15 protein-coding genes are annotated in these 23,498 nt (G+C 67.1%); 7 read left to right on the plus strand and 8 right to left on the minus strand.

Annotated features, from left to right (window positions below; all coding sequences use genetic code 11):
• Positions 1 to 6 precede the first annotated feature (6 nt).
• The 3 genes from AAFM92_04860 to AAFM92_04870 all read right to left on the minus strand — a co-directional run bounded on the left by AAFM92_04860 (position 7) and on the right by AAFM92_04870 (position 3,847).
• On the minus strand, positions 7 to 1,017 hold the full coding sequence (locus tag AAFM92_04860) for an ABC transporter substrate-binding protein (GenBank protein MEL7299695.1): 1,011 nt from the start codon (positions 1,015 to 1,017) through the stop codon (positions 7 to 9).
• 121 nt (positions 1,018 to 1,138) lie between these two features.
• Complete coding sequence (locus AAFM92_04865; GenBank protein MEL7299696.1) at positions 1,139 to 1,729, minus strand: NAD(P)H-dependent oxidoreductase; 591 nt, start codon at positions 1,727 to 1,729, stop codon at positions 1,139 to 1,141.
• An 84-nt stretch (positions 1,730 to 1,813) separates the two neighbouring features.
• Positions 1,814 to 3,847 (minus strand): ASKHA domain-containing protein, encoded by a 2,034-nt coding sequence (locus AAFM92_04870; protein ID MEL7299697.1) that lies wholly within the window; start codon positions 3,845 to 3,847, stop codon positions 1,814 to 1,816.
• Positions 3,848 to 4,196: 349 nt separating this feature from the next.
• On the opposite strand from AAFM92_04870, the gene guaB reads away from it, so the two are divergent.
• The 3 genes from guaB to AAFM92_04885 all read left to right on the plus strand — a co-directional run bounded on the left by guaB (position 4,197) and on the right by AAFM92_04885 (position 9,334).
• Positions 4,197 to 5,645: an IMP dehydrogenase gene (guaB, locus tag AAFM92_04875; protein ID MEL7299698.1), complete on the plus strand. Its 1,449-nt coding sequence runs from the start codon at positions 4,197 to 4,199 to the stop codon at positions 5,643 to 5,645.
• Positions 5,646 to 5,673: 28 nt separating this feature from the next.
• On the plus strand, positions 5,674 to 6,819 hold the full coding sequence (locus tag AAFM92_04880; protein ID MEL7299699.1) for an RsmB/NOP family class I SAM-dependent RNA methyltransferase: 1,146 nt from the start codon (positions 5,674 to 5,676) through the stop codon (positions 6,817 to 6,819).
• Between the two features lie 109 nt (positions 6,820 to 6,928).
• Positions 6,929 to 9,334 (plus strand): ATP-binding protein, encoded by a 2,406-nt coding sequence (locus AAFM92_04885; protein MEL7299700.1) that lies wholly within the window; start codon positions 6,929 to 6,931, stop codon positions 9,332 to 9,334.
• Positions 9,335 to 9,515: 181 nt separating this feature from the next.
• On the opposite strand, the gene AAFM92_04890 is transcribed toward AAFM92_04885, so the two are convergent.
• Positions 9,516 to 10,121 carry a gamma-glutamyl kinase gene (locus AAFM92_04890; protein MEL7299701.1) on the minus strand — a complete coding sequence of 202 codons (606 nt, stop codon included), beginning with the start codon at positions 10,119 to 10,121 and terminating at the stop codon, positions 9,516 to 9,518.
• Between the two features lie 195 nt (positions 10,122 to 10,316).
• On the opposite strand from AAFM92_04890, the gene recA reads away from it, so the two are divergent.
• Positions 10,317 to 11,402: a recombinase RecA gene (gene recA / locus AAFM92_04895; GenBank protein MEL7299702.1), complete on the plus strand. Its 1,086-nt coding sequence runs from the start codon at positions 10,317 to 10,319 to the stop codon at positions 11,400 to 11,402.
• Positions 11,403 to 11,750: 348 nt separating this feature from the next.
• Positions 11,751 to 14,408, plus strand: coding sequence for an alanine--tRNA ligase (alaS, locus tag AAFM92_04900; GenBank protein ID MEL7299703.1), 2,658 nt, complete (start codon positions 11,751 to 11,753; stop codon positions 14,406 to 14,408).
• Between the two features lie 195 nt (positions 14,409 to 14,603).
• On the opposite strand, the gene typA is transcribed toward alaS, so the two are convergent.
• From typA to hemB, 3 genes are all read right to left on the minus strand, one after another.
• Positions 14,604 to 16,424 carry a translational GTPase TypA gene (gene typA, locus AAFM92_04905; protein ID MEL7299704.1) on the minus strand — a complete coding sequence of 607 codons (1,821 nt, stop codon included), beginning with the start codon at positions 16,422 to 16,424 and terminating at the stop codon, positions 14,604 to 14,606.
• Between the two features lie 90 nt (positions 16,425 to 16,514).
• Positions 16,515 to 17,072 (minus strand): YSC84-related protein, encoded by a 558-nt coding sequence (locus tag AAFM92_04910; GenBank protein ID MEL7299705.1) that lies wholly within the window; start codon positions 17,070 to 17,072, stop codon positions 16,515 to 16,517.
• Positions 17,073 to 17,162: 90 nt separating this feature from the next.
• Entirely contained in the window at positions 17,163 to 18,152 is a 990-nt protein-coding gene (gene hemB / locus AAFM92_04915; protein MEL7299706.1) for a porphobilinogen synthase, read from the minus strand.
• Between the two features lie 139 nt (positions 18,153 to 18,291).
• On the opposite strand from hemB, the gene AAFM92_04920 reads away from it, so the two are divergent.
• Positions 18,292 to 18,813, plus strand: coding sequence for a component of SufBCD complex (locus AAFM92_04920; GenBank protein MEL7299707.1), 522 nt, complete (start codon positions 18,292 to 18,294; stop codon positions 18,811 to 18,813).
• 51 nt (positions 18,814 to 18,864) lie between these two features.
• Positions 18,865 to 22,329, plus strand: a complete 3,465-nt coding sequence (gene mfd / locus AAFM92_04925; protein MEL7299708.1) for a transcription-repair coupling factor — start codon at positions 18,865 to 18,867, stop codon at positions 22,327 to 22,329.
• Here the strand turns inward: mfd and AAFM92_04930 are convergent.
• Entirely contained in the window at positions 22,316 to 23,497 is a 1,182-nt protein-coding gene (locus tag AAFM92_04930; protein MEL7299709.1) for an MFS transporter, read from the minus strand. The two genes, mfd and AAFM92_04930, sit on opposite strands and share 14 nt — an antisense overlap.
• Between the last annotated feature and the right edge of the window lies 1 nt (position 23,498).

Raw genomic sequence — 23,498 nt, forward strand, 5'->3', positions numbered from 1 at the left:
CGACGCCTATTTCAGCATCCGCATGGAGGCGTCGGGCAGGAAGGAGGCGTCGAAATAGAGCTCCGGCGTCGGATCGTTCTGGAACTCGTAGGTCTCCTTGATCTGCTCGATGGCGGAGGCAAAGCGCGCGGCGTCGATCCCGCCCATGCCGTTGGCCATGGCGTAGTCGGTGGCCACGTTGGCGTCGATGGAGAGCTGCAGGCGGCGCGTCTCGAGCGCGGCATCGGCGGCCGGGTTGCGCTCGATCAGGCTCGCCACGGCGGCCTCCGGATCAGCGATGGCCGCGGCCCAGCCCTTGGCGACCGCGCCAAGGAAGCCGGTGACGAGTTCACCGTTCTCGGCGGCGAAGTCCGTGTTCACGATGATCGCGTTGCCGTAGAGATCGAGCCCGTGATCGGCCATGAGGATGGTGGAGATATCGTCCTCCGGCACGCCGAGGCGCACGAGGTTGAGATAGCTCGAGAACGAGAAGCCAGTGATCGCGGCGACATTGCCCTCGGCCAGCATAGGCTCGCGTGTGGGGAAGCCCACGGGCTCCACCGTGATCGCATCGACGTCGAGGTCATTGGCCGACGCAAAGGCCGGGAATTGTGCCCAAGCGCCATCGGGCGGCGGCGCGCCAAGCACCCGGCCTTCGAGATCCTTCGGCTCGCTCACGCCGAGCGATTTGCGGCCCACCACTGCGAAGGGCGGCTTGTCATAGACCATCATGACCGCCGTGACCGGCGCGCCCGGGTTCTGATCGAGGAACTTGATGAGGCTGTTGATATCGGCAAAGCCGATGGGGAAGGCGCCGGTGGCGACCTTCGGGATCGCGTCGAGCGAGCCTTGGCCCGCGGAGATTTCCACGGCGAGGCCCGCCTCCTCAAAGAAGCCCTCGTCGATGGCCTTGAAATAGGGCGCGGACGGGCCTTCGAATTTCCAGTCGAGCGCGAAGGGCATCTCGGTGGCGTGCCCGCCCGCAAGGGCGGAGGTGCCGGCCACGAGCGCGGCGGCAGTGAATAGCTGTCTGAGCATGGTATCTCCCCAAGTGTTCTGATTCCGGGGGAGTAAGGCGCGTATCCTGGGCGTTCGCAAGGGCAAGGGCGGCACTTGCTGCCGCAAACATGACCATTCGCCTATTTTTCGCCCAGAGTGCCTAGGCCGCCGCGCGCCCCAGTTTCTCCATCTTGGTGAAGAGCCCGTCCACCGCGCGCTCCGTGGGTTGGGACGCCGGCGCGAAGAAGCTGATCTTCACCGGTTTGAAGCCCACGAAGCCGAGGATCTGCCCGCGGAGCTGGCGGTGGATCGCGTCCCCGTGGCCGAGACGCATGTAGAAGCGCGGCGTGTCGGATGTGATCAGAACGCGCGCGGTGCGCCCGGTGAGAAGCGGCTTCGGGAAGCCCATGGGGGTCTTCTCTTGCGTGGTGAAGACGCGGCCATTGACGAGCACCCGGTCCATCCAGCCCTTGAGCTTGGCGGGCATCGCGCCCCACCACATGGGAAAGCCCAGCGTGAAATGCGTGCACCATTCGAGATTGGCGAGCGCCTCCTCGAGCGCGGGCTCGAGCGGCTTCGCCTTGCTGTATCCCGCTTTTCCCCGGTCGGGATCAAAGTCGAGATCGTGGAGATGACACAGGCGCACCTCGTGCCCTGCCGCCCTCGCAGCCACTGCATATCGCTCCAGCGCATCGCGAGAGAGGGACGTGGGGCCGGGATGGCCATCGAGAATGAAAATGCGGGCGGTCATGGGAAATCCTTGGTCGGTGCCTGCACCGTGACACAGCCCTTCGAGCGCTGGAAGGCGGGTTTTCCAGAGCTCCGTGGCGCGCGGTCAGGCCCGCTGACGGCGGCGCCTGCGGGACGTGTCGGCGGAGGCCTGGAAGCTCACGTCCGGCAGGTCCACGATGCCGCGCAGGATCGGGAACGGGTCCACGCTGTTGGGCAGCGCGGAGGCATTGACGAAATGCTCCTGGAAGCGCGGCTCGATGGCCGTTTCGACCTTGTCGATCTTTTGCACCGTCGCTTCGATCTCGGCCCGGCTGGCGCGGTTGAGAAGCGCTATGCGCGCGCCCGTGCCCGCCGCGTTGCCCGCGCTCGTCACCTGCGCGAGCGGCGCATCGGGGATCATGCCGAGCACCATGGCGTGCTTGGCCGAGATATGGGCCCCGAAGGCCCCGGCGAGGACGACGCGGTCCACGCTGTCGATGCCCGCCTTGTCCATCAGAAGCCGCGCGCCGGAATAGAGCGCGGCCTTGGCCATCTGGATCGCGCGGATATCGGGGTTCGTGACCATGATGCGCGGGCCACCTTCGGCGCTGCCGTCGTGGAGGAGGTAGGCATAGGTGCGCCCGTCCGGCGTGGCGCGCGCGCTGCCGGTCTGCGCGGGCGAGCCGATGAGGCCGCTGGCATCGACGAGGCCTGCCATGCGCATCTCCGCGATGGCCTCGATGATACCCGAGCCGCAGATCCCGGTGACGCCGGTGGCGGCCGTGGCCTCCGCGAAGGCCGGGTCGTCGGACCAAAGATCGCACCCGATGACCTTGAACCGCGGCTCCTTCGTGGCCCGGTCGATCTCGACGCGCTCGATGGCCCCGGGCGCCGCGCGCTGCCCGCTGGCGATCTGCGCCCCCTCGAAGGCGGGGCCTGTGGGCGAGGAGCAGGCGAGGACGCACTCGGGCGTGCCGAGCAGGATCTCCGCGTTGGTGCCAACATCCACGATGAGCACCCGGTCCTTGGCCCGGTCGGGCGCCTCGCTGAGCGCCACGGCGGCCGCGTCCGCGCCGACATGGCCCGCGATGCAGGGCAGGAGGTAGACCTGGCCCTCCGGATGGATCCCGAGATCGAGCTCGGCGGCGGCGAGGCGCAGCGCCTCCGAGGTGGCCAGCGCGAAGGGCGCCTGGCCAAGCTCGAAAGGATCGATGCCAAGGAGGAGATGATGCATGACGGGATTGCACACGAGAACGCAGTCGACGATGCGCCCCGGGTCGATCTCCGCCTCCTCGGCGATCTGGCCGAGGAGCGTGTTGAGCCCCGCGCGCACCGCCGCCGTCATCTCCCGGTCCCCGTTCTCGTTCATCATCGCGTAGGAGACCCGGCTCATCAGGTCCTCGCCGAAGCGGATCTGCGGGTTCATGAGGCCCGAGGAGGCGAGCACGGCGCCCGTGCTCAGATCGCAGAGATGGGCCGCGATCGTGGTGGAGCCGAGATCGACGGCCACGCCGTAGACCGGGCCCTCGTGAAAACCCGGCCAGAGCTGCAGGATCCGCGGCGGGCTGCCGCCATCGCCCAGGTGCACGGCGCAGGTGACACGCCAGCCGCCCTTGCGCAGCACCGGCTGAAGCCCCTGCAGGACAGAGAGCCCCACGCGCAAGTCCGTGAGCCCCCATTGCGCGCCGAGCGCCGCCTTCAGCCGTTCGAGATCGCCCGAGGGGTCGTGCATGTCAGGCTCGGCCACCTCCACGTAAAAGAGCCGCACCGCGGGATCGAGCGTGATGTCGCGGACCTCCGCGCGCTTGCGCACCACCTGCCGGTAGACCTGGCTCTCGGGCGGGACGTCGACGACCACGTCGCCCTGCACCGTCACTTGGCAGCCGAGCCGCCGGCCCTCCACGAGGCCCCGCTTCTGGGCATAGCGCTCCTCCACGAGGTTCCAGCCACTCAGGGCGTCTTCGCTCACGGTGACGCCGTGCTTGGGGAATTCGCCCGCCATGGGCGTCACCTGGCAGCGCGCGCAGATCCCGCGGCCGCCGCAGACACTGTCGAGATCCACGCCGAGCTGGCGCGCCGCCGTCAGGATGGGCGTGCCCACCGGAAAGCGCCCCCGCTTGCCCGAGGGTGTGAAGACGACGAGTGGGTCCGTGGCCATGGTCATGTTCCTGCTCTTTGGCGTCAGCCTATGCGCGGCGGGGCCGGGGCACCAATTCAAACCCGTCATAATGATGTTCGAGACCGTCACCCTTGCGCGCTCCCTGTTCGCCATCGGCAAGGCCGCGACATGGCCCCGGGGTGGCCCCGGGCCCCTCCGACGTCACCTCGCGCGCGGGCCTTCGATCGATGCGCGTCCCCGGCTTCTTTGTGCCCCGTACCTCCGCCGGAGGCATCCGCTCGCGCCGCGCCCTCTTCCGGTCGCACTAACTTGCCGTTGCCCGCTTCCCATTTCCGCCCGATCGTGCGAGGGCAGAACGCCAACCGAGGCTCCCATCTGGAGGACACCCATGGAGATCAGCGAGGCCCTCACGTTCGACGATGTGCTCTTGGTGCCCGGCGCCTCCGAGGTGCTGCCCGCCACCGCCGACACTCGGACAAGGGTGACGCGGCGCATCGCGCTCAACATCCCCCTCCTGAGCTCTGCCATGGACACCGTCACCGAGGGCCGCATGGCCATCGCCATGGCGCAGGCGGGAGGGATGGGCGTCATCCACCGCAATCTCTCCGTGGAGGACCAGGCGCGGGAAGTGCGGCGCGTGAAGCGCTTCGAGAGCGGGATCGTCTTCAATCCCGTGACGCTGCGCCCCGACCAGACCAAGGCCGATGCCAAGGCGCTCACCGAGCGCTACGGCTTCACTGGTTTCCCGGTCGTGGACGAGAAGCGCCGCGTGGTGGGGATCGTGACAAACCGCGACATGCGCTTTGCCGCCGCCGACGACACGCCGGTCTTGGTCATGATGAGCTCCGACAACCTCGCGATCCTGCGCGAGCCCGCAGACCGCGAGGAGGCGATCTCGCTGATGAAGGCGCGGCGCATCGAGAAGCTTCTCATCACCGATGCAGAGGGCAAGCTCACCGGCCTTCTGACGCTCAAGGATACCGAGCAGGCGGTGCTCAATCCCACGGCCTGCAAGGACGAGCTCGGCCGCCTCAGGGTGGCCGCGGCCACCACGGTGGGCGATGCGGGCTTTGCGCGCTCCGAGCAGCTCGTGGATGCGGGCGTGGACATGATCGTCATCGACACGGCCCATGGGCATTCGGCGAGCGTCGCCGAAGCCGTGAGGCGGGTCAAGATGTTATCGAACGATCTTCAAGTGGTGGCGGGCAACGTCGCCACCGGCGAGGCCACCCGCGCGCTCATCGATGCGGGGGCGGATTCCGTGAAGGTCGGCATCGGGCCGGGCTCCATCTGCACCACGCGCATGGTGGCCGGCGTGGGCGTGCCGCAGCTGTCGGCGATCATGGATTGCGCCGCGGCGGCGGGTGATGTGCCCGTCATCGCCGACGGCGGCATCAAGTTCTCCGGCGATTTCGCCAAGGCCATCGCGGCGGGGGCCTCCTGCGCCATGGTGGGATCGATGATCGCGGGCACCGACGAGAGCCCGGGAGAAGTCATTCTTTATCAGGGGCGTAGCTTCAAAAGCTATCGTGGCATGGGCTCCCTCGGCGCCATGGCACGGGGCTCCGCGGACCGCTATTTCCAGAAGGACGCCGCTTCCGACAAGCTCGTGCCCGAGGGCATCGAGGGGCAGGTCCCTTACAAGGGGTCGGCGGGCACGGTCATCCACCAGCTCGTCGGCGGCCTCCGTGCGGCCATGGGCTACACCGGCTGCGCCACGGTGGACGAGATGCGGCAGAATTGCCGCTTCGTGAAGATCACCGGCGCGGGTCTCAAAGAGAGCCATGTGCACGACGTCCAGATCACGCGCGAAAGCCCGAATTACCGTATGATATGAATGCGGTGACCGGCGGAGTTCAAGCGAAATGACCCCCGCTGCGCGCGCGCAGGCCGCCATCGAGATCCTCGATGCCATCACGGGCGGCGCAGCGCTCGAGCCCGCACTTCTTGGCTGGACGCGGGGACACCGCTTCGCCGGCTCAAAGGATCGCGCCGCGATCCGGGACCTCGTCTTTTCCATCTTCCGGCGGCGCGCCTCTTGCGCGGCCATGGGGGGCGGCACATCGGGCCGCGCCCTCCTGCGCGGTTACCTTGTGCAAGAAGGGACGCCCGAGTCGGAGATCTTCGGGCAGGGCCCTTACGCGCCCGCGGCGCTCGGTCCGGGCGACGGGGCGCTGACAGGTTTTGACCAACTCTCCGCCGCCACGCGCGCCGATCTGCAGCCCTGGATCTGGGAGGCTCTGTCGGGGGCTTACCCCGAAGCTGATCGGATCGCGGAGGCGCTGCGGCACCGCGCGCCGGTCTGGCTGCGGCTCGATGATCCGGCCCGGCAGGCCGAGGCGCTGGCTAAGCTCACTGAAGCGGGCCACGGGCCCGAGCCGCATCCCGACTGCCCCGGCGCGGTGCGGATCACGGCGCGCACGCGCCAGCTGGCCCAGCATCGCCTTTTGACCGAGGGCGGGGCAGAGCTGCAGGATCTGGGGCCGCAGATGGCGCTCGCGTCCCTCGGGACGGCGCCCGGGCAGACAGCGCTCGATTACTGCGCGGGCGGCGGGGGCAAGGCGCTCGCGCTTGCGGCGCGCGGGCTCCGCGTGAGCGCACATGATGCCGAACCGAAGCGCATGGCGGATCTCCCCGTGCGCGCCAAGCGGGCCGGGCAGACCATCGCCATGCCCGAGCAGGTCACCGGGCGCTTCGATCTCGTGCTCTGCGACGTACCTTGTTCCGGCTCTGGCGCCTGGCGACGCGCGCCGGGCAACAAGTGGTCGCTGACGCCGGATGACCTCGCCGCGCTTGTGGCCACCCAGCGGCAGATCCTGACGGCGGCTCGCGCCCATGTCCGCCCCGGCGGCACACTGGCCTACATGACCTGCTCGCTCCTGCCCGCCGAGAACGGGGCGCAGGCCGACTGGCTCGCCGCGGAGATCGATCGCCCGCCTACGCTCACGCGGCAGTTCACGCCGCTGGAGGGGTGCGACGGCTTTTATCTCGCCGTATTCGAGGGTTTGTGAGCCGTAGCTCAACTTGAAGTTGATTTTTCGACTGGGATCGGCTTCGCTTAAGGGGTCGTTAAATATTTCAACGTTTTCTGGACCCAGCGAATCTGGGCAGGGACCGCGCGTGCCGATAAAATTGAAGAAGAAATCAGGGCTTTATCGTCTCGTTCGACGGCTCGCACCGCAGGCCTCCCTCGTCATGATCATCGCCTTCATGGTCGGGCTCGGCAGCTTCCTCCTCGACCAACCGCAGATCGCGCGTGCAGTGCTCGTCTGCGCGGCGGCGCTTTTTGCCATGGCGCTCATGGTGAAGGTGCTCTCGGCCTGGTACGCGTGGCGCCAGCGCGCGATGGTGAGCTCGGTCGCGGGCTTCCTGCAGAACGACAGCGCGCCGAGCCTGATGACGGATGCGTCGGGCGCGATCATGACGCGCAACCGCGCCGCCGACGAGCGGTTCAGCACGGCGGAGGCGCGGTCTCTGGCGGAGTGTTTCTCCGGTCTCTTCGCCAATCCGGCGCCGATCCTCTTCCGGCTCCAGAACAAGGCGATGACGCTGGGCGCGGCGCGTGACGATATCGTGACCCGGCGGGGCCATGTGCGGCTCGCGGTCCATGCGCTCACGCGGGACAGCTTTCTCTGGCGGCTGGAGGACATCGTGGAGCGCGGGCCCGTGGCGCCCGGCGGCAGCCCCGCGCAGACGCTGAGCCTGCCGATGATGACGGTCTCGGCCTCGGGCGCGATCCTTTTCATGAACGATGCCCTGCGCAAGCTCGTGGGCGGGCGCGTGAAATCGCTCGACCGTATCTTTCGCAATCTGCCGATCCGCTCCGGGCAGATGAACCAGGTCTCGAGTGCCGAGGGCACCATCGCCTGCCTCGTGGCAGAGGTGGAGGCGACCGGGGGCCGGCGCGAGATCTTCCTGCTGCCCGGCACGATGCCCGATACCGACGTGGCGCGGGACGGGTGGAGCTTTTTCGACGAGCTGCCGGTGGCACTTCTCAAGATGGGGGCCGACGGGGAGATCATGGCCACCAACCGCCCGGCGCGGGAGCTCCTGAAACGGCCCGTGAAGGTCGGCGCCAATCTCGCCGACATCCTCGAGAGCCTCGGCCGCTCCGTGCGCGACTGGGTGGAGGATGCAGCGGCGGGCAAGGGGCTCGGCCACCCAGAGTTCCTGCAGGTGACCGATGCCGAGGAGGATGTCTTCGTGCAGGTCATGCTCAACCGCGTGAAGGAGGATGGCGAGACCGTCATCATCGCGGTCCTCAACGACGCGACCGAGCTTAAATCACTCGAAAAGCAGTTCGTGCAATCCCAGAAGATGCAGGCCATCGGGCAGCTCGCGGGCGGCGTGGCCCATGACTTCAACAACTTGCTCACGGCCATCGCGGGGCATTGCGATCTGCTCCTGCTGCGCCACGATGCCAGCGACGCCGATTATGCCGACCTCATGCAGATCCACCAGAACACCAACCGCGCGGCGAGCCTCGTCTCGCAGCTCCTCGCCTTTTCCCGCAAGCAGAACCTGCGGCCCGAGGCGCTCGACATGCGCGACACGCTCAGCGACATGGGCCACCTTCTCAACCGGCTCGTGGGCGAGCGTGTGACGCTGGAGCAGGATCACCCCACCGAGCTGCCCCAGATCCGCGCGGACAAGCGGCAGCTCGAGCAGGTGCTGATGAACCTCGTGGTCAACGCACGGGACGCCATGCCAGAAGGCGGCCGCATCCGGATCAGTACGGAGGCGCAGGTGCTCACCGAGCCGCTCGAACGCGGGCGTGCCCTCGTTCCGGCGGGCGAATACCTCCTCGTGCACGTGAAGGACGAGGGCGTGGGCATCGCCGCGGACAAGCATGCGCAGATCTTCGAGCCGTTCTTCACCACCAAGAAAGTGGGCGAGGGGACGGGCCTGGGCCTCTCGACCGCCTACGGCATCGTCAAGCAATCGGGCGGCTTCATCTTCCTCGAATCCGCGCCGGGCCTCGGCACCACCTTCACCCTCTACTTCCCCGCGCTCGAGGCCAAGACCGCCCCGCAGGCCCCCCGCGCAGACACGCTCGTGGAGCTGCCGGCCGTGCCCAAGGTCGCGCTGCCGCGGGATGACAGCGCCAAGGGCACGGTGCTCCTCGTGGAGGACGAGGCACCCGTGCGCGCTTTCGCCTCTCGCGCGCTCCGGCTCCGCGGCTTCACCGTGCTCGAGGCCGACAGCGCGGAGGCCGCGCTGCACACCCTCAAAGATGCCGATGTCTCCGTGGACATCTTCGTCACCGACGTGGTGATGCCCGGGCAGGACGGCCCCTCCTGGGTGCAGGAGGCGCTCCAGGAACGGCCCAACACGAAGGTCGTCTTCGTCTCGGGCTACGCCAAGGAGACCTTCTCTGAACGTCAGGCGGAGATCCCGAACTCTGTCTTCCTGGCCAAGCCGTTTTCGCTCAACGAGCTGACCAGCGTGGTGCAAAGCGCCCTCGCGGGCCCCGCGCCCTGGCCGGGCGGCGAGGAAAAGCTGCTCGTCTCGCAGGTGAAGGCCTGAGCACGGAGAAGAGCTCGGGCCAGCAGACACAGCTGTCGCAATCAGCGAGTTAGACGGGGGTGCAAGGCGAGCGGTTCGTCTGAAGCAAGCGGTGCACAAGAGGCGCGCGGCGCAATCGCTGCCAGCGAAGCATTCGGTGCTTGAACGTGGGGGCAGGCAGGGCGACTGACCAGCTCTCGCCCTATCCCGCGCGGTGCGCGCTCTCCCACAGGTCGAATTCTCCCGCGCAGTCCACTTCGAGCCGCCGCCGCAGGTCGGGGGAAAGCGGCATGTCCCGGGCAGGAGAGACGTTGTGCCGAGCGAGCGTGATTTCCACGCCCAGCCGCTCGGACAGGAAATCCACCGCCATGTGGAGCTGCTCGTACTGGAAGAGATGCGTGACCGCCCGCTTGCCTTGCCCGTTAGAGAGGAACTTCGTCGGGCTGCCCACATTCGCGAAGCCGGGCCGAGGATCTTCGAGATATCCCGCCACGAAGTCATCGAAAGACATCTCCGATGTGCCGTTGGGATGGCCCACGAGCTCCGGCCTGCTCCGGTACCGATACCACGAGCCCAGCCAGTCCACCGGTTCGCGCACGAGTGCCATCGTCTCGAGCTTCCGGTCCCCGTCGATCACCCCGAAGAGCGGCTTCAGGAATCGGTTGTAGCGGAAGAGCGGCACGTGCTTGAGCTCGGGCGGGCTCTCGAACACCGCCGCGGCACGCCCGCGCAGCGCGGCTTCGAGCGCGGAGGTCCCTGTCTTCGGCAGCGCCAGCAGCACCAATTTTTCCTGCCAGAAAACAAGCATTTGCGGCCTCCCCACCGGAAAAGCGCCCTTACTTCGCCCGCCGGTAAGACCTCTTTAACTTGTTTTGCCCAAAGAGGAAGCGCGTAGAATTTGATTGAAATGTTCCCGTTTTGAGCGCATAGAAATGCGAACAAGAGGTGAACGAAGCAGTCATTGCCGCCCCGCAGAGGGTGTGTGACATAAGGAGCCCAAATCATGGCAACAGCGGATCTTCTCAGCATGGACGCGAAAAGGAATTCAGACCGCCAGAAGGCCCTCGACAGCGCGCTCGCGCAGATCGAGCGGCAGTTCGGCAAGGGCTCGATCATGAAGCTCGGGGCCGACAATCCGGTGGCCGATATCGAGGCGACGTCCACGGGCTCCCTCGGGCTCGACATCGCGCTCGGCATCGGCGGCCTGCCCAAGGGCCGCATCATCGAAATCTACGGGCCCGAAAGCTCCGGCAAGACGACGCTCACGCTCCACGCCGTCGCCGAGGAGCAGAAGAAGGGCGGGGTTTGCGCCTTCGTCGATGCAGAGCACGCGCTCGATCCGCAATATGCCAAGAAGCTCGGCGTGGACCTCGACGAGCTCCTCATCTCCCAGCCCGACACCGGCGAGCAGGCCCTTGAGATCACCGAGACGCTGGTGCGTTCCGGCGCGGTCTCCATGGTCGTGGTAGACTCGGTCGCCGCGCTCACGCCCCAGAAGGAGCTCGAGGGCGATATGGGCGACAGCGCGCCGGGCCTCCAGGCGCGGCTCATGTCCCAGGCCATGCGCAAGCTTACGGCCGCCATCGCGCGCTCCAAGTGCATGGTCATCTTCATCAACCAGATCCGCATGAAGATCGGGGTCATGTTTGGCAGCCCCGAGACGACGACGGGCGGCAACGCGCTCAAGTTCTACTCTTCCGTGCGCCTCGACATTCGCCGCATCGGCGCCATCAAGGACCGCGACGAGGTCGTGGGCAACACGACCCGCGTGAAGGTCGTCAAGAACAAGGTCGCGCCGCCCTTCAAGCAGGTGGAATTCGACATCATGTACGGCGAGGGCATCTCCAAGATGGGCGAGCTCATCGATCTCGGTGTCAAGGCGGGGGTGGTGGAGAAGTCCGGCTCCTGGTTCTCCTACGGCGACGAGCGCATTGGCCAGGGCCGCGAGAATGCCAAGTCCTTCCTTCGAGAGAACACCCGCATCGCCTACGAGATCGAGGACAAGATCCGCGCCTCCCACGGGCTCGATTTCGACATGCCCCCGGGCGCGGAGAAGGAAGAGGGCGAGGACGACGTGCTCGAGGCCTGATCGCCGGCAGACGGCTCTCTGGACTGAGAGCCGCGCGCACAGGCGTAGCCGTGAGTATCGGGATTGGGGTGGCCGTGCGGCTGCCCCATTTTCTTTTGTTGGATGGTGCGGCGCGTCCCGCCCCGGACTTGATCCGGGGCCTCTTTGAGCAAGGGAAGCCGCAGCCTAAGGCATCGCACGTCCCGTGAAGGAGGCCACGGGTCGGGCCCGGGGCGTGGCCTAAAGCATGTCGGTCTAGGCGCCGTGCACCGCGATCGCGCGAAATCAGCACCTCGTGTAGGGATGCGCGTGGACAGCCATTGAGGCGGGGGATATGTCCGCCCTTGACGCCAATTTCCGAGGCCGCCCATGCCCAGCCTGAACGATATCCGCTCCACCTTCCTTGGCTACTTCGAGAAGAACGGCCACGCGGTGGTGGAGAGCTCGCCCCTCGTGCCCCGCAACGACCCGACGCTGATGTTCACCGCTGCGGGCATGGTGCAGTTCAAGAACCTCTTCACCGGTGTGGAAACGCGCGATTACACCCGCGCCACCACGGCCCAGAAATGCGTCCGCGCGGGCGGCAAGCACAACGACCTCGAGAATGTCGGCTACACCGCACGACACCACACCTTCTTCGAGATGCTGGGGAATTTCAGCTTCGGCGATTACTTCAAGGAGGACGCGATCCCCTTCGCCTGGGACCTCATCACCAAGGAATACGGGATCGACACGGACCGGCTCCTCGTCACCGTCTACCACACCGATGAAGAGGCGGTGGAGATCTGGAAAAAGCATGCCGGGCTCTCGGATGACCGCATCATCCGGATCGCCACGGATGACAATTTCTGGTCGGCCGGTCCCACGGGCCCCTGCGGGCCGTGTACGGAGATCTTCTACGATCACGGAGAACAGTATTGGGGCGGCCCCCCGGGAAGCCCCGAGGAAGACGGCGACCGCTTCGTGGAGATCTGGAACCTCGTCTTCATGCAATACGAGCAGTTCGAGGACGGCACGAGGCGGGATCTCGACGCGCAATCGATCGATACCGGCATGGGGATCGAACGGGTGGCGGCGCTCCTCCAGGGCACGAATGACAATTACGGCACCGATCTCATGCGCGCCCTCATCGAAGCGAGCGCCGATGCCTCGTCCACCGATCCCGACGGGCCGGGCAAAACGCATCACCGCGTGATCGCCGATCACCTGCGCTCGACGTCGTTTCTCATCGCCGATGGCGTGATGCCCTCCAATGACGGGCGCGGCTACGTCCTGCGCCGCATCATGCGTCGCGCCATGCGCCACGCCCAGCAGCTCGGCGTGCAGGAGCCGCACATGCACAAGCTCGTGGGCGCGCTCGTCAGCCAGATGGGCGCGGCCTATCCCGAGCTCGGGCAGGCGAAGACCCTTATCCAGGACACGCTCCTAAGCGAGGAGACCCGCTTTCGCCAGACGCTCTCGCGCGGGCTCAAACTCCTCGACGATGCCGTGGGCGACCTGCCCGAGGGCGCCGACCTGCCGGGCGAAACCGCCTTCAAGCTCTACGACACCTACGGCTTCCCCCTCGATCTCACGGCGGACGCCCTCCGCGAGCAGGGCCGCGCCGTGGACCAGGCGGGCTTTGACGCCGCCATGGCCGAGCAGAAGGCCAAGGCCCGCGCGGCGTGGGCCGGCTCCGGCGAGGCCGCCGATGCGACCGTGTGGTTCGACGTGGCCGAGGCGGCCGGGCCAACGGAGTTCCTGGGCTACGACCTCGACACCTCCGAAGGCCGGATCGAGGCCGTCGTCGTGGGCGGCGCGTCCGCCGGCGAGGCTGGCGCGGGCACGGAGGTGCATATCGCGCTCAACCAGACGCCGTTCTACGCCGAAAGCGGCGGGCAGGTGGGCGATGCCGGGACCATCGTCACCCCCACGGGCCGCGTGGAGGTGACAGACACGAAGAAGGCCGCCGGGGTCTTCATTCACATCGGCAAGGTGGTCGAAGGCACCGTTGCGAAAGGGCAGGGCGCCACGCTTGAGGTGGCGCCTGCGCGCCGCGCGCAAATCCGCGCAAACCATTCGGCCACGCACCTCCTCCATGAGGCTCTCAGGCACGCGCTCGGCGATCATGTGGCCCAGCGCGGCTCTCTCAATGCGCCGGACCGGCTGCGCTTCGACTTCAGCCACGGGCAGGCCTTGGGCCTCGCCGAGCTCCGCAAGGTCGAGCGCGAGGTCAATGCGTATATCCGCCAGAACGCGCCGGTGGAGACGCGGATCATGGCGCCTGACGATGCCCGCGCGCTCGGCGCGCAGGCGCTCTTCGGCGAGAAATACGGCGATGAGGTTCGCGTCGTCTCCATGGGCCACGAGGCAGGCTCGGGCCGAGGCCCGGAGGGAGACACCTATTCCATCGAGCTCTGCGGCGGCACCCACGTGGCGCGCACAGGCGAGATCGGCACCTTCGTCACACTGGGCGACAGCGCGTCATCTGCGGGCGTGCGCCGTATTGAGGCTCTGACAGGCGCCGCGGCCTTCGATTATCTCGCAGGGCAGGACCACCGCCTCGCCGAGACGGCGCTCGCGCTCAACAGCCAGGCCGCCGATGTGCCCGAGCGGGTGAGCCAGCTCCTCACTGAGCGCAAGCAGATGCAGGCGGAGATCGCGGAGCTGCGCCGCGTCGTGGCCATGGGCGGCGGCACCGGCAAGACTGATACGCTCGTGACGGTGGGCGACACGCCCTTCGTCTCCAGGGTCCTGAGCGGCGTGACGGGCAAAGACCTTCCCCCGCTCATCGACGGGCTGAAAGCCGAGCACGGCAGCGTCGCGATCCTCCTGATCGCAGAGGCCGACGGTAAGGCCGCCGTGGCCGCGGGGGTGAGCGACGACCTTGCCGCCAAGATCAGCGCCGTGGACATGGTGAAGGCCGCCGTGGAGGCTCTCGGCGGCAAGGGCGGCGGCGGCCGTCCCACGATGGCGCAGGGTGGCGCAAAGGATGCCGCGAAGGCCGAGGAAGCCGTCTCCGCCGTGAAGGCCGTTCTGGCGGGTTGAGCGGGATCGAGGGGCCAGCCCCTCGAGCTCCCCGAGGTACATCGGCACAAAGAAGGCGGGCTGTGTCTTCTTTGTGCCCTGTACCTCCGCCGGAGGCACGCAATCCCGCCCGAGATCAGGCGCGCGGCGTTGCAGCGCACGCGCCCTTTGGTCGGCGCACCAGAAAAACCGCGCCGCGTCAGCGGCTCCTCTGGATCAGCTGGCGGCGCGAGCCTGACGTTTGCGCTCGTGGGGGTCGAGAAAGCGTTTGCGAAGGCGAATGGCGTTTGGCGTCACCTCGACGAGTTCGTCGTCGTCGATATAGGCGATGGCCTCCTCGAGGCTCATTTTCACCGGCGTGGTCAGCCGCACGTTCTCGTCCGACCCCGCGGCGCGGATATTGGTGAGCTTCTTGCCCTTGAGCGGGTTCACCTCGAGGTCGTTCTCCCGACTGTGTTCGCCCAGGATCATGCCCTGGTAGACGTCCTCTTGTGCGCCGATGAAGAAGCGCCCGCGATCCTCCAGGTTCCAGATCGCGTAGGCCACGGAAACCCCGCTTTCCATGGAGATCAGCACGCCCGCACGGCGCCCGGGGATCGTGCCCTTGTAGGGCGCCCAGGTGTGAAAGACGCGGTTGAGCACGCCCGTGCCGCGCGTGTCGGTGAGGAACTCGCCGTGATAGCCGATGAGCCCGCGCGACGGGACATGGGCGATGAGGCGGGTCTTGCCGGTGCCGGCGGGGCGCATCTCAACGAGGTCGCCCTTCCGCGCGCCGGTGAGCTTTTCGATGACCGTGCCGGAATACTCGTCATCGACGTCGATCGTCACCTCTTCAACAGGCTCCATGCGCTGGCCGTCCACGTCGCGCAGGATCACCTGGGGCCGCGCGATCGAGAGCTCGAAGCCCTCTCGCCGCATGTTCTCGATCAGCACGCCCATCTGAAGCTCGCCGCGCCCGGACACGTTGAAGGCCTCGCCGCCGGGCGTGTCTTCCACGCGGATCGCGACGTTCTGCTCGGCTTCCTTCATGAGCCGCTCGCGGATCACGCGGGACTGCACCTTCTTGCCGTCGCGGCCCGCCAGCGGCGAGTCGTTGATCCCGAAGGTGACGGAGATCGTCGGCGGGTCGATGGGCTGCGCGGGCAGGGCTGCCTCCACGTCCGTGGCGCAGAGCGTATCTGCCACGGTGGCCTTGGTCATGCCTGCCAGCGTGACGATATCGCCGGCCTCCGCCCGCTCGATGGGCTGCTGCCCGAGCCCGCGGAAGGCGAGGATCTTCGTGCAGCGGAACTGTTCGATCCGGTCGCCCCTGCGCGAGAGCGCCTTGATCGTCTCGCCTGGCGTGAGGGTCCCGCCTTCCACGCGGCCCGTCAGGATGCGCCCGATGAAGGGATCGGCGCCGAGCGTCGTGGCGAGCATCCGGAAGGGCTCCTCCTTTCGCGCCTGCTGCGCGGGGGGCGGCACATGGGCGACCACGAGGTCGAAGAGGGCGGAGAGGTCCTGCCTCGGCCCGTCGAGCTCCGCATCGGCCCAGCCGGAGCGGCCGGAGGCATAGAGAACCGGAAAATCGAGCTGTTCGTCGGACGCGCCGAGGCCCACGAATAGGTCGAAAACCTCGTCGAGGGCCCGGTCGGGCTCGGCGTCCGGCTTGTCGACCTTGTTCAGGACCACGATGGGGCGCAGGCCCAGCGCGAGCGCCTTCGAGGTCACGAATTTCGTCTGCGGCATCGGGCCTTCGGCTGCGTCCACCAGCAGCACGACCCCGTCCACCATGGAGAGAATGCGCTCCACCTCGCCGCCGAAATCGGCGTGGCCGGGCGTATCGACGATGTTGATCCGCGTCTCCTGCCATTCCACGCTCGTGGCCTTGGCGAGGATGGTGATCCCGCGCTCGCGCTCGAGATCGTTGGAATCCATGGCCCGCTCGGCCACGGCCTGGTTTTCCCGGAAGGCCCCCGATTGCTTCAGGAGTTCATCCACGAGGGTCGTCTTGCCATGATCCACGTGGGCGATGATGGCGATGTTGCGCAGGTCCATGGGAGGAGGCTCCGGAATGAGGTCGCCCGCGCTTTAGGGGGCGCGGGCGGGAAAGAAAAGCTCGTTTGACTTGCGGTGCGCGCGGCGCCGCTACGGAATGATGCGCGTGTACTTAGTGCCTTCGAGCGTGGCGCCCACGCGGAAGCCCGCCTGCCCGAAGACGGCGGCGATCACAGGCGCGAGCGAGGTCGTCGTTTCCGCGCGGATGCTCTGGCCCTCGTTCTGGAGCGCGTACTCGATATCGGCGCCCGCGGCCCAGCCCGGGGAGCGGCGGAAATCCATGAGCGCGTCTTCGGTCATGAAGAAGAGCACATGGGCATATTGCTGCGCGCCGATCTGGAGCCCGGCGGAGGCGGAAGCGGCGGAGTAGTAATCCACTGTCACGTCGTTCACGCGCAGCGCGCCGCGCCCGAAGGATCCCCCGATCCCGAGACCGGCCTCGGTGACGAGGGGCATCACGAGGAGGCCATTGGCATTCCGGGCCAGCTGAACCGTGCCCGGGAACTCGCGATACATGAAATTGAGCGTGCCATCGACGCGGGCGTCTATGCGCTGATCGTTTGCGTTGCCGATTCCGTTGCCACAGCCCGCAAGGGCCGCCGTGCCGGCCAAGAGGCCGAGGGAAAACATCCGTCGTGTCTGGGTCATGTCACTGCCTGATATCTGCTCTGCCGGGTTTTCCCGGTCTCATGGCAACAATACGCCGATTGCGCAGGCCTGTCACGCTTTGAGGTGTTTTTAGGCGAGGAGCCGCGCAGCCCGCGGGGCGAAGTAGGTGAGGATGCCGTTGCAGCCCGCGCGCTTGAAGGCCATGAGGCTCTCGAGCATGACAGTGTCTCCGTCGATCCAGCCATGGCCGGCCGCGGCCTCGATCATCGCGTATTCGCCAGACACCTGGTAGGCGAAGGTGGGGACGCCGAACGTCTCTTTCACGCGACGACAGATGTCGAGATAGGCGAGGCCCGGCTTCACCATGACCATGTCGGCCCCCTCGGAGAGGTCACGGGCGATCATCTCCATGGCCTCGTCGCCATTGGCCGGGTCCATCTGGTAGGTCTTCTTGTCCCCGGTGAGCGCGCCGGAGGCACCCACGGCATCGCGGAACGGCCCGTAGAATGCGCTCGCATACTTGGCCGCGTAACTCAGGATCGTGACGTCCTGGAAGCCCTCGGCCTCCAGCGTCTCGCGGATGGCGCCGATGCGGCCGTCCATCATGTCGGAGGGCCCGAGAATATCGGCGCCGGCCTCGGCCTGGGCGAGCGCCATCTTCACGAGCGCCTCGACGCTGCGGTCGTTGACGATGACCCCGTCCTCCACGAAGCCGTCATGGCCGTTGATGTTGTAGGGATCGAGGGCGATGTCGGTCATGACCGCGATGTCGGGGCAGGCGGACTTGATCTCCCGGATCGCGCGGTTCGAGAGGTTGTCCGGGTTCCAGGCCTCGGCGCAATCCTCGGTTTTGAGCGCGGGATCGGTGTAGGGAAAGATGCAGATCGCCGGGACCCCGAGCGCATATGCCTCTTTCGCCGCGGCGCCCACGCGATCGACCGTGCGCCGCACGACGCCGGGCATCGAGGGCACGGCTTCCTCGGCGTCCTTCCCGTCCATCACGAAAATGGGCCAGATGAAATCCGCGGGCGTGAGGACGTTTTCGGCCACCAGCGCGCGGAGCGCGGACGTGCGGCGCAAGCGGCGCGGGCGGGCGAGGGGGAAGGGGGCGTGGGTCATCTAGGCCTGCGTGGATCTTTGATTGCGTGGTGTCAGTGACACGGGGCTGCCCACATCTCAAGCCTCCGCTCCCCTTTGCCCCTTTCGCGCGGCGCGGCTGGCGCATAGGGTCGCGCCAAAAGCGCAAGGCGAGGCGAGCTTGGACTTCTACACGACCCTGATGGAAGTGATCGATTTTCGATCCTTCTCCACCGTCTGGTATTGGATGGTGCTCGCGGTCATCTGGTCCTCGGCGTCCTATTTCGTCCTCGGCGTCCCCTATGACATGATCCAGCGTGCCAAGCGCCACGGCGGCGAGGCGCAGGATGATCTCGAGACGCTGGTGGCGCTGAAAGTGCGGCGTCTGCTGCTCATCGGGGAGGTCTCGGGCCTCTGGGTGATGGGCTTCGTGTGCTTCTTCCTGACCGCGCTGGCGCTTCTTGGTTTCGTCTACGACCTTGAGATCGCGCAGGCGCTTTTCCTGATCTTCGGGCCGCTGAGCCTTGTCGGAGGCATGGCGCTCTCGACGGCGGTGCGCATAAACCGGGGCGCCAATCACGGCGAGGCGCTGCACCGTGCGCTGGCGCGGCAGCGGCTGGGCACGCAGGTGGTGGGCATCGTGGCGATCTTCGTGACGGCGATGTTCGGGATGTACCAAAACCTTCAGCTCGGGCCGCTCTGAGGCCGGGCGCATCTTGACAAGGGGAAGCGCCCGCGTAGGTGACACGCTTCCATGAACGCTCCCACGCATATCACGGCATCAGGGGCCCCAGAGGGCTTTGACGCGCAGCTCGTCCTGAAGGAGGCGGAGGGCGGCGCGGTGGTGCATGTGGCGCGCGATGACAAGCGCCTCGAGGCCATGCGCGCGGCGCTGGCCTTCTATGCACCCGACATGCCGGTTGTGATCTTTCCCAGCTGGGATTGCCTCCCTTACGACCGCGTGTCGCCCAATGCGGACATCACCGCCACGCGGATGGCGACGCTCGCCGCGCTCCTCGCAGGCATGCCGGAGCGCTTCGTGGTGCTGACGACCTTGAATTCCGCCACGCAGCGGGTACCTGCGCGGGATGTGCTGCGCGAGGCGGCCTTCACCGCGCGTGTCGGCGGGCGGGTGGACGAAGAAGCGCTGCGCAAGTTCCTCGTGCGGATGGGCTTCACGCAGTCGCCCACGGTGATGGAGCCGGGCGATTACGCGATCCGGGGCGGCATCATCGACATCTTCGCGCCCGGACAGGGCGGGCCCGTGCGGCTCGATCTTTTCGGAGACGTCCTCGATGGCGCGCGCCGCTTCGATCCTGCGACCCAGCGCACGACGGAAAAGCTCGACGCCGTGGAGCTCGCACCGGTCTCCGAGGTGATCCTAGACGAGGCGGCGGTGACGCGGTTCCGGCAGAATTACCGCCTCGAATTCGGCGCGGCGGGGACAGATGATCCGCTTTACGAAGCCGTATCGGCGGGCCGCAAGCACCAGGGCTTCGAGCATTGGCTGCCGTTCTTCCACGAGCGCCTCGAGACGCTCTTCGATTACCTGCCGGACGCGACCGTCACCCTCGACGACCAGGTCACCGCCGCGCGCGTGGCACGGTGGGAGAGCATCGCCGACCAGTACGACACCCGCCGCGAGGCGATGACAGCGAAAGGCCGGCTCGACAGCGTCTACAAGCCCGCGCCGCCGGCCAATCTCTACCTTGATGACGACGCCTGGCAGGCTGCTGTAGCGGGCCATCGCGTGGTGCAGTTCGCGCCGCTCCCGCAACCCACGGGGCCCGGCGCCATAGATGCAGGCGGGCGCGTCGGCCGCAATTTCGCGCCGGAGCGACAGTCGGAATCTCTGAGCCTTTTCGGTGCGTTGTCGGCGCATATTCGCGCGAAAGTAGAGGATAGGCCGGTCGTCATCGCGAGCTATTCGGACGGCGCGCGCGAGCGCCTCACGGGCCTCATCGAAGATGAAGGCATCGTCGAGGCGATCTCGGTGAAGGACGCGAACGGCCTCAAGGGCCCGGGCGTCTACCTCGCCGTTTGGGCGCTCGAGCACGGCTTCGAGGCGCCAGAGATGGTGGTCATCTCCGAACAGGACGTGCTGGGCGACCGCCTCATCCGCCAGACGAAGAAGAAGCGCCGTGCTGAGAACTTCCTGACCGAGACGCAGAGCCTCGCGCCGGGTGATCTCGTCGTCCATGTCGATCACGGCGTGGGCCGCTTCAAGGGGCTTGAGATCGTGACAGCGGCCGGGGCCGCGCACGAATGCATCCTGCTCGAATACGCGGAAAACTCGAAGCTTTACCTGCCGGTGGAGAATATCGAGCTCCTGAGCCGCTTCGGCCACGAGGAGGGGCTTCTCGACAAGCTGGGCGGCGGCGCCTGGCAGGCCAAGAAGGCCAAGCTCAAGGAGCGCATCAAGGAGATGGCGGAGCGGCTCATCCGCATCGCCGCCGAGCGCGCGCTCCGCAAGGCGCCCATCCTCGAGCCGCCGCCGGGCATGTGGGACGCGTTTTCCGCCCGCTTCCCCTATGACGAGACCGACGACCAGCTCACCGCCATCGAGGCCACGATCGCGGACCTCACCGCGGGCCAGCCCATGGACCGGCTCATCTGCGGCGATGTGGGCTTCGGCAAGACAGAAGTCGCCATGCGCGCGGCGTTCGTCGCGGCCATGTCGGGCGTGCAGGTGGCCGTCATCGCGCCCACGACGCTGCTCGCGCGCCAGCACGCGCAGAGCTTCATGGAGCGGTTCCGCGGATTTCCGTTGCAGGTCAGAGCCTTGTCGCGCTTCGTGAATGCCAAGGAGGCGGCGAAGACGCGAGAAGGCCTGGCCAAGGGCACCGTCGATATCGTCGTGGGAACCCACGCGGTCCTGGCCAAGCAGGTCCGCTTCCAAAACCTCGGGCTTCTCATCATCGACGAGGAGCAGCGCTTTGGCGTGACGCACAAGGAGCGGATGAAGCAGATGCGCTCCAACATCCACGTGCTCACGCTGACGGCGACGCCCATCCCCCGCACGCTGCAGCTCAGCCTCTCGGGCGTGCGCGACCTCTCCATAATCGGCACGCCGCCCGTCGATCGCCTCGCCATCCGGACCTATGTGAGCGAGTTCGACACGGTCACGTTGCGCGAGGCGCTGCTGCGCGAGCATTACCGCGGCGGGCAGAGCTTCTTCGTCGTCCCGCGCATCTCCGACCTGCCGGAGATGGAAGACTGGCTGAAGCGGGAGGTGCCGGAGGTGACGTTCGTGACGGCCCACGGGCAGCTCGCGGCGGGCGAGCTCGATGACCGGATGAATGCCTTCTACGACGGTAAATTCGACGTGCTGCTTGCCACCACCATCGTGGAAAGCGGGCTCGACATCCCCACGGCGAACACGATGATCGTACACCGCGCGGATATGTTCGGGCTCTCCCAACTCTACCAGATCCGGGGCCGGGTGGGCCGCGCGAAGACCCGCGCCTATGCCTACCTGACGACGAAGCCCCGCATGAAGCTTACCCCCGCGGCGGAGAAGCGGCTGCGCGTGCTGGGCTCGCTCGACAGTCTCGGCGCCGGGTTCACTTTGGCCAGCCAGGATCTGGATATACGCGGCGCAGGCAATCTCCTGGGCGAGGAGCAGTCGGGCCAGATGCGCGACGTGGGCTACGAGCTTTACCAGCAGATGCTGGAGGAGGCGATAGCCAAGATCCGCTCCGGCGAAGCCGAGGGCCTCACCGACGATGATGACGGGCAATGGGCGCCGCAGATCAACCTCGGCGTGCCGGTGCTCATCCCCGAGGACTACGTCCCCGACCTCGACGTGCGGCTCGGGCTCTACCGGCGGCTGTCGTCGCTCACGACGAAGGTGGAGCTCGAAGGCTTCGCCGCCGAGATGATCGACCGCTTCGGGCCGCTCCCGAAAGAGGTCAACACACTCCTCCTGGTCGTGCGGATCAAGGCCATGTGCAAACGCGCCGGCATCGCCAAGCTCGACGGCGGGCCGAAGGGCGCCACGGTCCAGTTCCACAACGACAAGTTCGCCTCCCCCGAGGGGCTCGTGGCCTTCATCGAGGATCAGCGCGGACTCGCGAAGGTGAAGGACAACAAGATCATCGTCCGCCGGGACTGGAAGAGGGACGCCGACAAGATCAAGGGCGCCTTCGCCATCGCCCGCGACCTCGCGGAACGCGCAGGGACGATCAAGAAGAAGAAGGCCGCGCCTAGTCCGGCGTGAGTAGGAAAGCCGACCAGAGCGCCACGGACCCGAAGAGGAGCTGCGCCGTTACCATGGCCTCCGGGCTCCCCGTGAAAAGGAGCGGGATGGGGATGGCGAGCGCGCCCGCGCCCAGCGTGGAAACCGCCTGCAACGTCGCCGAGCCCGTACCGGCGGCGTCGGGCAGCGGCTGAAGCCCCAGCGCCTGCGCGTTGCCGATCACGAAGCCCAGCACGAAAAAGCCCGAGAACATCGCCACGAAGAAGGCGGGCAGCCCGAGCCCCACCACAAGCCCCAGGAGGCTCAGCCCCACGACGAGCCCGTATGCCACGAGCGAGGCGCGTAGAAGCCGCACCATGCCCAGCCGCTCGACAAGACGCGCGTTGACGAAGGAGGAGAACGCCCCGGTGATCGAGGCCGCGCCGAAGAGGTAGTGATAGAGGTCCCCGATCCCGTAGCGCTCCGTGAAGATCGCGGGGCCTGCCGTCAGGAACCCGTAGAGCGAGGCGAAGACGAAGAGCTGGATGGAGGCCGCGCGGCGAAAGACCGGCAAGCGCAGGCAGACCATGACCTGCGCGCCCCAAGAGCGGGGGGAGAAGGGGCGGCGGGTGCGCAGCGTTTCGGGCTGTTGCAGGGCAAACCAGATGAAGCCGACAGTACCGAAGATCGGAAAGACCGCAAAGACCGCCCGCCAGCCCAGAAGCGCCTCGATCCATGCGCCCAGAAGAGGCGCGATGCCCGGCACGAGGGTGAAGATCATCATCACGAGGGAGACCGTGGCGGCCATCTTGCGGCCTTCAAATCTGTCCCGGATGATCGCCTGCACGCCGATGCGCGGAGCAGCCGCGCCCACACCCATGAGCGCGCGGCCCGCCAGCATCACCTCGAGCGTGGGCGCCACCCAGCTCACGAGCCCGCCCAGCATGTAGAGCGCCAGACCCGCCAAGATCACCGGGCGGCGGCCGTATGCATCGAGCAGCGGGCCGACGAAGAGGGTGGCGAACCCGAGCGCAATGAAGAAGGACCCCATCACGAGCGTGGCGCGGGCGGGATCGGCGGGCGAGAGCGCCACGCCGATCTCGGGCAGGGAGGCTAGCATCATGTCGATGCCGAGCGCGACGGTGGAGACGAGGAACGCCGAGAGCGCGATGAAGCGCAGGGAGGCGCGCTCCTCCGTCAGCGACGGCATG

It is taken from the genome of Pseudomonadota bacterium, assembly GCA_038533575.1.
Classification (GTDB): domain Bacteria; phylum Pseudomonadota; class Alphaproteobacteria; order Rhodobacterales; family Rhodobacteraceae; genus Shimia_B.